Origin of the sequence: Paenibacillus illinoisensis NBRC 15959, from assembly GCF_004000925.1 — a bacterium.
Classification (GTDB): domain Bacteria; phylum Bacillota; class Bacilli; order Paenibacillales; family Paenibacillaceae; genus Paenibacillus; species Paenibacillus illinoisensis.
The window spans coordinates 1,091,278-1,103,500 of record NZ_BIME01000001.1 but is presented as its reverse complement, the minus strand read 5'-3'; the positions used below and the strand labels follow the sequence as shown (position 1 = coordinate 1,103,500).

Here is a 12,223-nt window from a genome sequence, read left to right as displayed (position 1 = left end):
TTTCATGCAGGATATTTATTTACAAGTGAATTGAATGATGGAAATCCAGGATATGCCTGATATAATGATAAAGGATTGCTGTAGAAGAAGAGGAGCTGCCTATGTATCCCCCAAGATCTAATCGAAGTAATCAAAAGAAAAAAGAAAAACGTGCACGCAGACGTATTATCTGGATGATCAATCTGTTTCTGATTGCTGCAATCGGAGGGGTAAGCATATATTACGCAGCAGAGATGCAGAAACAGCAAGCGGAGCCGGCGACAAATGAAGCTGTGGTAAAAGAGCAACAACCTGCGGATCAGGAGGATGCCAAAGGTGGCGATGAGTTGGATTCGCCTGAAGCGGAGTCAGATGCAGATCCGGATGCAGAACAAGATTCTATGGAAGTAACCAGTCCGGAGTCAGAAACTGCTGAAGATGAGAGCGTTTCATCCGGCGGTGAAACAACGGAGTCGGGCAGTAAGGAGTCGGTTAAAGGGTCCGAAGAAGGACAAACAGGGACGGGAACAGCCAAACCATCAAATCCGAAGGACAATGAAAGTTCCGGAGCCCAAACAACGGTTCCACAGCCTACAGGATCAGGGAAGAACGTAACCATTAATTTTGTTGGTGATATTCAGTTCTCTGGCAAGGTGGCCGAATTGTTGGATAAGAATGGCTACGATTACCCTTATGCCAAGCTTGGCGGTCTGTTCAAGAACGATGATCTGACCGTGGGCAACCTGGAGACTCCCGTGACGCTGGGTGGGTCAGCTGCTGAGAACAAATCATTTGTTTACAAATCTTCGCCAAAAGCATTGGCAGCGATGGCTGCTGCCGGATTTGACGCAGTAAATCTGGCCAACAATCACATTTTGGATCAGGGTGTTGAAGGACTCGTCGACACACTAACCTACCTTCAGGAGTATGATATTGCGCATACTGGGGCCGGAATGAACAGGGACGAGGCGTATGCGCCTGCCTATCTGGAACGGAAAGGCATTAAGATCGCACTGCTTGGCTTCAGCCGGGTTGTGCCGGAATCGACCTGGAAAGCGGAAGGGAATCGTGCTGGTGTTGCAGAAACCTATGATTCTACAGGGGCGGTAAACGCGATTCAAGAAGCTCGTCAGAAGGCGGATCTTGTGATCGTGGTAGCACATTGGGGAGAAGAGCGAGTCAGTACACCCAATGATGACCAGACCAGACTGGCACATGAGTTTGTGGATGCTGGGGCTGATCTCGTCATTGGTGGGCATCCTCACGTGCTTCAAGGAGTAGAGTATTATAAGGGCAAGTGGATCGCATATAGCACAGGCAATTTTATTTTTTCGAAATCAACGACGGAAGAAACCTGGAAAACAGCTGTTTTTCAGGCAGAATGCAGCGCTGAAGCGAAGTGCAGCATGAAGGTCATTCCATATGAGGCGGGGCTTGGTCAGGCCATTCCAATGATAGGTGAAGCCAATAAGCTGTTATTGGAGCAGATGACTAAGCTCTCACCAGGCATTCGGTTTGATGCAAATGGAGTAGCTTCAACAAGCTGATACAAGAATGAATACGTCTAAGGAGTGGGAATACATGAGTAACCTATGTGTAGCACACCGTGGATTTTCTTCCACAGCACCTGAGAATACGATGGCAGCTTTTCAGCTGGCCATGGAGCAGCCTTATGTAACTTGGATCGAACTGGACGTGCAATTGTCCCGCGATGGCGTGCCTGTAGTCATTCATGACTTTTCGTTCAACCGGACGACGAATGGAGAAGGGCTTGTACGGGAGACCAACTGGTCTGATATTCAGAAGCTGGATGCAGGGAGCTGGAAGTCCAAGGCCTATGCGGGGGAACGCGTACCGGCTCTGAGCGAAGTGTTGGACAGCTGCAAGGGCAAAGTACGTCTGAACATTGAGCTGAAAACACAGGGAGACATGTATCCGGGGTTGCCGGCAGCCGTTATTGAGGAAGTACGAAAAAGAAATATGCAAGACGAAGTCGTTTTCACTTCCTTTGAACCTGCTGCTCTGACTGAATCCAAAAAACTTGCACCCGAAATCACTACAGGTCTCATTATTGATGCACGTCCAGGAGATCTATTAGCGAGACTTCGTCAGCTGCAATGCGGGTTCCTATCGATCGGTTACACCAACATGGACAAATCACTGATGCAGGAAATGAAGAACGATGGCATTCAGGTCATGGCCTGGACCGTAGATGATAAGATCATTATGAAGCGCCTCGCTGCAATTGATCCCGAGCTCATGCTGTGCACGAATCGTCCTGACGCTTGGAATCAGGCATTGCAAAAGTCGAGCAATCGGGCATAAAGATCAGGGTCCATATTCGCTAATTAATCCAATAAAGGTGGTCGTATTCCGATGCTCTCAACGATTCGTAACGTATACTGTGTAGGACGCAATTATAAACTTCATGCGGAAGAGCTGGGTAACGCGGTTCCGGACGAACCAATGATCTTCATGAAGCCTTCGCATGCGGTTGTACCCATGAATGGAGAGGCGATTGAATTACCTGCTTCCCGTGGGGAAGTTCACTATGAAGCTGAACTGGTCGTTCAAATCGGCCGGAGTTATGAACCAGGGGTTGCTGTAGAGGATTTGATCGAATCGTATGCATTTGGCATTGATTTTACGCTGCGTGATGTACAGTCGGTCATCAAGAAGAAAGGCCACCCGTGGACTGCGGCCAAAGGATTCAAAAATTCCGCACCTGTAAGTGGTTTTCAGGCCTTTTCCGGTACGGAAGCTTTGCTTGCAAAAGACTTTACGCTGACCAAAAATGGTGTTGAAGTGCAGCGAGGCAACATTCGCAACATGATTTTTGACCTTCAACACATTGTGGATTATGTAGGACATCACTATGGTCTTGGTACAGGCGATATCATCTTTACCGGGACACCGGAGGGTGTGGGACCAACCGTAGAGGGAGATGTGCTTGAGCTCGCCTGGGATGGTCAATCCGTTGGGAAATGTACCATTGCAGCAGCGAAATAATCCTGTAAGTTCCGTATGAATTATAATTATACAGTCATCCATTCAGGGGCGGGAAACCGCTCCTTTTTGACGTGATTTTTGAAGATAAATGAACACGCATCTGTACACGTTTAGGCCCACTCGTAAGAGGTACGGGCGCTTTCCAGAACAATTTGTTCGATTTCCGCATGTTGTGCCTCATATTGCTCTTGGGTGATACTTCCGCTTGCCAGTCGATCATCCAGCTGCTGCCTGAGTTGGTTGACCTGCAAAGCCACGACCTGACTGAAATCTCCATCATTCTCGTCTGCAATGGTTTTGAGTGATTTGCCTGCATACAGATCCTGATACAGATCTTCCTCAGAGGAATGGTTCAGTGCAGTCAGCAGCTCATCCTTGTCATCATCTTTGGTATTTAGACTTACGATGGACCACTCCGTCAAGGGGATCGGAGAAATGGCTGATTTGCTCCAGGCGGTTCCCGCAAAAGACATGGTTACAATCATCGTACCCACAAACATTACACGTTTTATATTCATTCTTGTCATCCTCGCTTCTCTATTTAAGTACGAAGGGAATCGTAGCTTAATCTTGTTGTTTTGATCTGAGATTAGTTTAACCGGAGAAGCTGAAGTGAAACTTAAAATGGCATAAATAAATCCTAACAGGCAAAAAAAGAATAAATAACTTTTAATTCTTACTTGACAGGTTGGGTTAGTAGGTTATATGATGAACTCAATTATTTTAACACTCATTAAATGAACAGTGAAATAAATTTGAATACGGATGCGAGCTGATTGGACCACCAAAGGCTCCCGGGACTACTCCATATGGAATGTCTTCGGGAGCCTTTTTGCGCACTTGCTAACGTTTGGGTTGGATAGGAGGAAATGAAATGAACGAGAGTGATTGGGATGCGTTGGAGAAAACGGATTGGCTGTTCCGCAAGATGGTCAGGCGATTCGTCAAGGAGCGGGATCGCATAACGGTGGAAGGCATTAGCCTGCCAGGTATGCTCATCCTGCACAAAATCATTCGTGAAGGAGAACAGCGGCTCGGGGACCTGGCCGATCAATTGGATTTCACTTCGGGTGCCATTACTGCATTGACTGACAAGCTGGAGAAAAAGGGATTAACGATCCGCAGACGCAAGGAAGACGATCGCCGTACCGTCCTGCTCGATATAACCGCCAAAGGTAGGGAGATGTATGCCCGCAATAGCAATATCGGTGCCCGATGTATCACGCTTCTGTTTGAGGGATTTACCACTGCGGAACTGGAACAGCAAAGCCAATTGTATGAGCGGGTGATCGCGAATCTGGAAGGATTCTCAGATACACTGCTGAAGCTTGCCGAGAGCAACACGAGAGATGAGACAGATCCGTCTGTGGACAACGACCTTGAACAGAAGCGAAAGGGGAATTCCGGAAAGAACAATTATCTCAGTTATTAATGCTTGAACTGTAGTGAATGAAATTAACAATCCAAGGGAGAGATGAGAACGATGGGACACTCAACAATTTATCCAACGGGAGCAACGCTGTATAATCCGGAAAAGGCTTGGGGTGGTTACACCGTGTACCAGGCAGGTGAAGAAGGCGTTGTATTAATTGATATGAACGGGAAGGAAGTTCACCTCTGGAAAGGACTGCTCGGATTTCCGGCTAAGATTTTCCCCGGAGGTTATGTGCTGGGTAGCACGGGCAGAAGAGATCCAAAGTTCGGTATTCAGGATAATGTGGACCTGGTTCAGGTGGACTGGGATGGCAACATCGTGTGGAAATACAATAGCTACGAACATATTGAAGATCCGGGATACGAACCATTGTGGTACGCCCGCCAGCACCATGATTATCAGCGTGAGGGCAATCCGGTAGGGTATTATGCTCCTGGTCTTGCTCCGAAAACACAGGGTGGCAAGACACTGATCCTGGCGCACAAAAACGTAAGCAATCCGCAAATCTCGGATAAACCTTTGCTTGATGATGCCATTATTGAAGTGGATTGGGAAGGCAATGTGTTGTGGGAATGGCTTCCGAACGAGCATTTTGAAGAACTGGGCTTTGACGAGGCTGCACGCAATGTATTGTACCGTGACCCGAATACGCGTTCATTTGGTCACCTTGGTGGGGGTGTAGGTGATTGGCTGCATATTAACTCGGCTTCCTATGTTGGCCCCAACCGGTTCTATGAAGCGGGAGACGAGCGCTTTAACCCGGATAACATCATATGGGATGCCAGAGAAGCCAACATTATTGCCATTACGGACAGACAGAGCGGCAAAATTGTTTGGAAACTCGGCCCGGATTATTCCTCTCCTGAAGCGAAGCATATCGGCACCATTATCGGTCAGCATCATGCGCATATCATTCCACAAGGACTGCCGGGCGAGGGCAATCTGCTGGTGTTTGATAATGGAGGATGGGCAGGTTATGGTCTTCCGAATCCGGCTTCTCCATATGGCTTGAAACACGCGGTCCGTGATCATTCACGCGTACTTGAGATTGACCCGTTGACACTGGAGGTTGTGTGGCAATATACCTCTGCCGAAGCTGGCTTTTCCGTTCCAACCGATTCTTATAAATTCTACAGCCCATATATTAGCTCAGCCCAGCGCTTGCCTAACGGTAACACGTTGATCACCGAAGGGTCCAATGGCCGATTGTTTGAAGTTACAGCAGAGCATGAGCTGGTGTGGGAATATATTTCTCCATACAAGGATGGGCGTAATACCAATATGGTTTATCGTTCTTATCGGGTTCCATATCAATGGGTTCCTCAACTGGAGAAGCCTGAAGAGGTGGCGATCGAAGCCATTGATGTATCGGTCTACAGAGTGCCGGGAGCCGCAGCCAAAGGCTCTGACTCGGTAGTCAGTGTAGAGACAACACTGCCGTTTGTTGAAGGAGCAGCTTGCGTAGCAACATCGGATGAAGGAAAACAAGGCAGTTAACGGTAGCCGAGGATAAATTGATTGAACGGGGTGCATGTTGTGAAAAAAACAGCCATTTTAAAGGGAGCATTCCTGCTGCTCCTCTCCATAACTTTTATCATCTCCGGATGTTCTTCAAACGGAACGGTGTCCGAAGCGAAAGGCGGCTCCGCAGGTAGTGCCGCCAAGATAAAGATCCGCATAGCGGATACGAGCACAAACCCGACGTTCAGGGTAGCCATTGCCAAAGGGTTCTTTGAAAGCCAAGGCATTGATGCAGAGAGTATCACGTTTGGTTCTCCGGCAGAAGGCGTGAATGCACTGTTTATCAAACAGGTCGACATTGCCTATGGTGCTGACTTCCCGGTGTTGAACGCTCTGGCCAAAGGGGATTATTCGATCATCGCTTCTGCGGGTCAGACAACGGATGAAGCAGCAGCTGCATGGAAGCTGTATGCCAAGGAGGAGATCCAGACGGGTGCAGACTTGAAGGGCAAGAGCGTAAGCTTTATTCGAGGAACATTCATTCCTTATCTGTGGGATGAGTATTTGAAGGATCAGGGGCTTGCGCTTGGTGATGTGAAGCAGATTGGGCAAGGGGCCTTCGATGAGTCCTATATTGCATTGAAGCAAGGGGAACTGGATGCCACTTGGGTTATCGGATCTGCATTAACCGACAAGTTCGATACGCTCGAAGGCGTGCACCAGCTGACAGATATGTCCCAGACTCCGGTAAGGCTTGGCATGGGATTGGTTGCAAGCAATGAATTCATTGAAGCGAATCCGGAAACGGTAAAGGGATTTCTTGTGGCGCTGGATCAAGCTTCAACATATGCCCAAGCTCATCCTGATGAGGTAGCGGATCTAATGTACAAGGAGACAAAACAGCCCAAGGAAGCAACTTTGAAGGATCTTCCCATCAATCCGTGGGTCGTTGGCTTTACCCAGGAAGCTTATGATAGTTTGGCGGGACAAAAGCAATACATGGTGGATAACGGAATCATTGAGCAGGATTTTGATCTCAAAGACAAGTTAAACCTGGCACTTCTGAAACAGGCATTGCCGGATAAAGTAACATATACCGAATAACCCAAAACGTACTGGAGGTGTCCTTATGTCCTTACCCGCAGATCGTCACTCGATTCATATTGAACAGCTTCGAAAGACCTACAACGCTCCAACCAATGGAGAAGTGCATTACATTATCAAGGATGTTGATCTGGTGATCAAGGGCGGCGAATTCTTCGTTCTGCTTGGTCCCAGCGGCTGCGGAAAATCAACGTTACTTAATATGATTGCCGGTTTTATCTCCAAGTCGGGCGGACAGCTTAAAGTGAATAACAAGGAGATTGACAGACCTGGAAGGGATCGTGCGATGGTGTTCCAACAGGCGGATTCCTCACTCTTTCCGTGGCTTACCGTAAGGGAAAATGTTGAATTCGGACTTCGGATGTCCAAGGTGCCCAAATCTGAACGCCGTACGATTTCGGACCGATACATTCAGCTCGTGGGGTTGGGAGGACATGAAGGGAAGTATCCGAAGGAGCTGTCGGGAGGCATGAAGCAGCGGGTACAACTGGCGCGGGTGCTCGCCAATGACTCCGAGATTCTGCTCATGGATGAACCTTTCGGTGCGCTGGATGCCATGACTCGAAGAGTCATGCAGAAGGAACTGGTGAATATCTGGAGGGAAACACATAAGACCGTTATTTTTGTTACCCATGACATTCAGGAGGCTCTATTGCTCGGTGAACGGATCGGAATCATGTCAGTGGGACCTTCGTCGAATATAACGGACATTTACCATAACGTTCAGTCTTATCCGAGAAATATTGCTTCGGCTGAATTCAATAGCCTGTACGATCAGATTCAAAGCCATTTTGAAGAATAACTGAGGTGATCTGGACCATGAAATGGTTGGAGAAAAAGTGGGTGTCTGTACCGATATTGTGGGTTACAGTCATTCTGATATGGCAGCTTGGTGCATTGCTCTACGGGCCGGACGTGATTCCTGGTCCATGGGATACTGTGCAGGGTGCTCGCGAATTAATTGCGGATGGCACACTCATGCAGTATATCGGGATCAGCTTCACACGTGTACTGGCCGGATGGGTGCTGGGAAGTGTCATTGCCATTCCGGTAGGGCTGCTTATCGGCAAGGTTCACATCATCCGTCTGTTTGCCGAACCCTTCCTTAATTTTATTCGATTTATCCCGCCGATTGCTTTCATTACATTGTTCCTGGTCTGGTTTGGCATTGGGGAACAGTCCAAGATTGCACTGATCATGTATGCGACATTTTTCATTGTTGTACTGAATACACTGACGGGTGTCCTGTCCATTGAAGAGGATAAGATTCGTTCAGCCCGCAGTATGGGCGCGAATGAGTGGCAGATTTTGCTGCATGTGGTTGTCCCTGCTACGACCCCATACATTTTCACAGGTATTCGATTGGCGATGGGAACTTCCTATATGGCCATTATCGGTGCAGAGATGATTGCTTCTAATGAAGGCGTAGGTTATCTGATCTGGAATTCACGGTTATTTTTCCGGACGGACTGGATTTTTGTTGGTCTCATCTCCTTGGGATTCATGGGTTTTCTCACGGATCGTTTGTTCAACTGGTTTGGTCGCCGTGTATTGTATCGGTATGGTGTCATCGGCGGGGTCAAGAGAGGCTGACACCGTGCGAAGCGGACGACGCGATGATTGTTATAAAAGGGCAGTTTCGATCAATTATATTTCATCTAGCAGACCTGATTCGCAGCTTACTATGCTGCCGGATCAGGTTTTTGTCATGCCTGCAACGGGAGTTTCGGCATTGGGCTCAAACCGTGGTATAATTGAATTTCAAAAATAACATAAACGTCATGTGGACCATAGATGCTGCCACATGCAGGAGAGATTATGGACTGGATTATCGGCGCCGTATGCGCTTTTATTGTGGCGGGTGCAGCCTACGCGAAGAAGTCGCTAACCCTGTCCGGTTGCTTGGCAGCTGTGTTGATGGGAACGATCTATTACGGGGCAGGCAACTTGTTTTGGTTTGGCACACTGCTGTTGTTTTTCATAACTTCAACCTTGTTGTCCAAGTATCGTAAGGAACGCAAGCAGGAGCTGGAGAAATCGTATGCCAAGACAGGCAATCGGGATGCAGGGCAAGTGTTTGCCAACGGCGGAATGGGCATGCTTCTATGTTTGGGATACTGGATATTTCCACATCCGGCCTGGATCTATGCTTTCATTGGTGTAATGGCAACCGTAACATCCGATACCTGGGCTACCGAACTCGGAAGCCTGAGCCGTAAGCCGCCACGTTCCGTGGTGAGTTGGAGGGTGCTGACTCCGGGCGCTTCCGGTGGTGTGTCGTTACTTGGGACAACAGCGGCGGCAATAGGCGGAGCATTAATTGGAGCAGGGGCATTTTTCTTTTCTTGGATCGCGGACTTTGAAACGCTCGGATTTCTGAGCTGGACGTGTGTTGGTCTTGTAGGTGGATTGGCTGGAGCATTTGCCGATTCCTACCTTGGAGCAACAGTCCAGTTGATGTATCGTTGTACTGAATGCGGCCGTGAAGTTGAGGTCAGTGAACACTGTGGCCACAAGACCGTTCGCGCACGAGGCTGGACATGGATGAGCAACGATCTGGTCAACGTGCTGAGTTCGGTGATCGGAGGATGTGTGGCTATCGGTTTGGGTATTATTTTGGCGCTGTAGGGAGGGAGTGCAAGTGAGCACTGTGCAGGGAGACAAGTCGGAGGCTATTTTGGATGCGGCTTATGGTATTTTTGGATCAAAAGGATTTTATGAGACGAAAATGTCCGATATTGCTGAAGAAGCTGGCATTGCAAAAGGCACCATTTATTTATATTTCAAGAGCAAGGAACAACTATTCGTCGCGGTTTCCAAGCGGGACTGTAACAGTTTTATCAGCAGGCTTGATTATGCCTTGAAATCTCAGGAGAATACAGGTGAGAAGCTTGGCGCAATCGCCAAGACGCACCTGACTTATTATTACGAGCGGCGCAATCATACGAAGCTGTTTTTTATGGCACCTAATAACGATCCGGATCTAATGAAATTCATGAAGGCCTTTATGAATGAGTATATGAGCATGGTGTGTGAGGTGCTGAAAAGTGCAAGTGTACCTGAGCCTGTGCTTTTGGCAGAAGCCTATATCGGGATTTTGGATCGATTGAAGATGGATATTATGCTGAATCCGGAGTTCAATGAGGAAGATCTGAATAAACGGATTGCTTTTGCAGCGGCACTATTTCTGGACGGTTGTCGTTCTTTTTTACAAGTATAAGTATCATCATGAGTATGGAATCAAGAGACTGTTGAATCTCAATTTACAGAGAAGTGGGTAACGAGCAATGAACATAATGACGGTAGAGCAAATTTCAAAAAGCTATGGCGAAAAAATATTGTTCAAGGACGCCTCGTTTGGCATGGGAGATCAGGATAAGATCGGCGTCGTTGGCGTAAACGGAACGGGAAAGTCCACGTTTCTGCGTGTAATTGCAGGCATGGAACCGGCTGATGAGGGGCAGATTGCCATCGGAAATGATGTCCGTATTCAGTTTTTGGCGCAGAATCCTGAGTTTAACCCTGACAATACCGTACTGCAGCAAGTATTCGAGGGCGATAGCCCAGAGATGAAAACAGTGCGTGAATACACGGAGACGATGGAACTGTTGGAATTGAACCCATCCGATCCTGCCTTGCAAGAGCGGTTATTGCGTCTGAATCAACAGATGGAGCAGCTTCAGACCTGGCAGATGGAAAGTGAAGCCAAAAGCATTCTGTCCAAACTGGGTATCCGTCAATTTGACGCGCTAATGGGGACATTGTCCGGAGGACAACGCAAGAGGGTGGCTTTAGCGTCTGCGCTGATTCACCCCTGTGAGCTTCTTATTCTGGATGAGCCGACGAACCATATCGATAATGATTCTGTCGTTTGGCTGGAGCAATATCTGCAAAAACGTCGTGGTGCACTCCTCATGATTACGCATGATCGCTACTTCCTGGATCGTGTGGCGAATGTGATGCTGGAGCTGGATCATGGGCGTTTGTTCCGTTATGAAGCAAACTACACCCGCTTCCTTGAACTTAAGGCAGAGCGGGAAGAGCGCGAATCAGCCTCAGAGCAAAAACGGCAAAACCTGCTCCGTACAGAGCTTGCCTGGATCCGTCGCGGGGCCAAGGCGCGGACCACAAAACAAAAAGCAAGAATTGACCGTTTCGAACAGCTCAAGGATCAACAGGGGCCGAATCGCTCTGGCTCATTGGAGGTTTCGGTAGGCTCTACTCGTTTGGGCAAGAAGATTCTGGAGATTGAGCACTTATCCAAATCCGCAGGTGGACGCAAATTAATTGAGGACCTGAACTATATCGCCGTGCCTGGTGACCGGGTAGGTATCGTGGGTCCGAATGGCAGTGGTAAATCGACTCTGCTGCAGCTGATCTCAGGCAAATTGGAACCGGATGCTGGAGAAGTCGTCCTCGGTCCTACCGTTAATCTGGGCTATTTCACGCAAGAGCATCAGGAGATGAATGAATCTCTGCGTGTCATAGAATATATCAAGGAAGTGGCCGAGAATGTACGGACGGCGGATGGATCCCTGATCACGGCAGCCCAGATGCTGGAGCGGTTTCTCTTTACTCCTGCGTCGCAGTGGACGCCAATATCCCGTCTGTCAGGTGGGGAGAAACGTCGTCTATATCTGCTGCGTATATTGATGGCTGCGCCCAATGTATTGCTGCTGGATGAGCCAACGAACGATCTGGATATTCAGACGCTGGCGGTACTCGAAGATTACCTGGATGACTTCCCGGGTGTTGTTTTCGTTGTCTCCCATGATCGCTATTTCCTGGACCGTACAGTGGATAAGGTGCTGGCCTTCGAGGGCAATGGAGCCATCCGGGTACATGTTGGCGACTACAGTGAGTATGCCGAATGGATGCTGAAGAATGCACCGGGAGCTTCTCAGGTGGGCGATATTGGGTCAGCAGCGAAAAAAGCAAAAACAGATGAGGTTAAGCCTGCTGCATCTACGGCCAAGCCGAAGCTGAAGTTTAGCTTCAAGGAACAACGGGAGTATGATCAGATCGACGAGAATATTGAGAAAGCGGAGGCTAACCTTGCGCGGATCAACACGGCGATGGAGGAATCCTTCAGTGATTCAGCCCGTTTGCAGGAACTCATGGCAGAGCAGGCTGAAGCAGAGCGTCATCTGGAAGAACTGATGGAACGTTGGACGTTCCTGAATGAGCTTGCAGAGCAGATTGAGAAAAGCAAATCCTAATCAAAAAGTACAAATC

General features: G+C 48.4%; 12 protein-coding genes. 11 read left to right on the top strand and 1 reads right to left on the bottom strand.

The window, feature by feature from the left end; translation table 11 throughout:
• The first annotated feature begins 101 nt into the window (after positions 1 to 101).
• Genes PIL01S_RS04700 through PIL01S_RS04690 form a run of 3 tightly spaced genes read left to right on the top strand, consistent with a single transcriptional unit; the run spans position 102 to position 2,988 of the window.
• Entirely contained in the window at positions 102 to 1,526 is a 1,425-nt protein-coding gene (locus tag PIL01S_RS04700; protein WP_127536464.1) for a CapA family protein, read from the top strand.
• 34 nt (positions 1,527 to 1,560) lie between these two features.
• Positions 1,561 to 2,304, top strand: coding sequence for a glycerophosphodiester phosphodiesterase (locus PIL01S_RS04695; protein ID WP_127536463.1), 744 nt, complete (start codon positions 1,561 to 1,563; stop codon positions 2,302 to 2,304).
• Between the two features lie 51 nt (positions 2,305 to 2,355).
• On the top strand, positions 2,356 to 2,988 hold the full coding sequence (locus PIL01S_RS04690) for a fumarylacetoacetate hydrolase family protein (protein WP_127536462.1): 633 nt from the start codon (positions 2,356 to 2,358) through the stop codon (positions 2,986 to 2,988).
• Positions 2,989 to 3,098: 110 nt separating this feature from the next.
• Here PIL01S_RS04690 and PIL01S_RS04685 read toward each other — a convergent pair whose 3' ends face one another.
• Positions 3,099 to 3,506 carry an SHOCT domain-containing protein gene (locus PIL01S_RS04685; protein ID WP_127536461.1) on the bottom strand — a complete coding sequence of 136 codons (408 nt, stop codon included), beginning with the start codon at positions 3,504 to 3,506 and terminating at the stop codon, positions 3,099 to 3,101.
• A gap of 356 nt (positions 3,507 to 3,862) precedes the next feature.
• On the opposite strand from PIL01S_RS04685, the gene PIL01S_RS04680 reads away from it, so the two are divergent.
• From PIL01S_RS04680 to PIL01S_RS04645, 8 genes are all read left to right on the top strand, one after another.
• Positions 3,863 to 4,420, top strand: coding sequence for a MarR family winged helix-turn-helix transcriptional regulator (locus PIL01S_RS04680; protein ID WP_127536460.1), 558 nt, complete (start codon positions 3,863 to 3,865; stop codon positions 4,418 to 4,420).
• Positions 4,421 to 4,471: 51 nt separating this feature from the next.
• Entirely contained in the window at positions 4,472 to 5,920 is a 1,449-nt protein-coding gene (locus PIL01S_RS04675; protein ID WP_127536459.1) for an aryl-sulfate sulfotransferase, read from the top strand.
• A gap of 39 nt (positions 5,921 to 5,959) precedes the next feature.
• Positions 5,960 to 6,988, top strand: a complete 1,029-nt coding sequence (locus PIL01S_RS04670; protein ID WP_127536458.1) for an ABC transporter substrate-binding protein — start codon at positions 5,960 to 5,962, stop codon at positions 6,986 to 6,988.
• 25 nt (positions 6,989 to 7,013) lie between these two features.
• A complete protein-coding gene (locus PIL01S_RS04665) occupies positions 7,014 to 7,790 on the top strand; it encodes an ABC transporter ATP-binding protein (RefSeq protein WP_127536457.1) in 777 nt (258 codons plus the stop codon).
• Between the two features lie 17 nt (positions 7,791 to 7,807).
• Complete coding sequence (locus PIL01S_RS04660; protein ID WP_095288032.1) at positions 7,808 to 8,581, top strand: ABC transporter permease; 774 nt, start codon at positions 7,808 to 7,810, stop codon at positions 8,579 to 8,581.
• 225 nt (positions 8,582 to 8,806) lie between these two features.
• Positions 8,807 to 9,616: a DUF92 domain-containing protein gene (locus tag PIL01S_RS04655; protein ID WP_127536630.1), complete on the top strand. Its 810-nt coding sequence runs from the start codon at positions 8,807 to 8,809 to the stop codon at positions 9,614 to 9,616.
• A gap of 13 nt (positions 9,617 to 9,629) precedes the next feature.
• Complete coding sequence (locus tag PIL01S_RS04650) at positions 9,630 to 10,208, top strand: TetR/AcrR family transcriptional regulator (protein ID WP_095288031.1); 579 nt, start codon at positions 9,630 to 9,632, stop codon at positions 10,206 to 10,208.
• 67 nt (positions 10,209 to 10,275) lie between these two features.
• Entirely contained in the window at positions 10,276 to 12,207 is a 1,932-nt protein-coding gene (locus PIL01S_RS04645) for an ABC-F family ATP-binding cassette domain-containing protein (protein ID WP_127536456.1), read from the top strand.
• The last annotated feature ends 16 nt before the right edge of the window (positions 12,208 to 12,223 follow it).

Bases quoted from the DNA above. Each gene is read 5' to 3' on its own strand.
- PIL01S_RS04655 (WP_127536630.1), top strand. From the start codon at position 8,807: ATGGACTGGATTATCGGCGCCGTATGCGCTTTTATTGTGGCGGGTGCA.
- PIL01S_RS04645 (WP_127536456.1), top strand. From the start codon at position 10,276: ATGAACATAATGACGGTAGAGCAAATTTCAAAAAGCTATGGCGAAAAA.
- PIL01S_RS04695 (WP_127536463.1), top strand. From the start codon at position 1,561: ATGAGTAACCTATGTGTAGCACACCGTGGATTTTCTTCCACAGCACCT.
- PIL01S_RS04690 (WP_127536462.1), top strand. From the start codon at position 2,356: ATGCTCTCAACGATTCGTAACGTATACTGTGTAGGACGCAATTATAAA.
- PIL01S_RS04685 (WP_127536461.1), bottom strand. From the start codon at position 3,506: ATGAATATAAAACGTGTAATGTTTGTGGGTACGATGATTGTAACCATG.
- PIL01S_RS04665 (WP_127536457.1), top strand. From the start codon at position 7,014: ATGTCCTTACCCGCAGATCGTCACTCGATTCATATTGAACAGCTTCGA.
- PIL01S_RS04660 (WP_095288032.1), top strand. From the start codon at position 7,808: ATGAAATGGTTGGAGAAAAAGTGGGTGTCTGTACCGATATTGTGGGTT.
- PIL01S_RS04700 (WP_127536464.1), top strand. From the start codon at position 102: ATGTATCCCCCAAGATCTAATCGAAGTAATCAAAAGAAAAAAGAAAAA.
- PIL01S_RS04675 (WP_127536459.1), top strand. From the start codon at position 4,472: ATGGGACACTCAACAATTTATCCAACGGGAGCAACGCTGTATAATCCG.
- PIL01S_RS04680 (WP_127536460.1), top strand. From the start codon at position 3,863: ATGAACGAGAGTGATTGGGATGCGTTGGAGAAAACGGATTGGCTGTTC.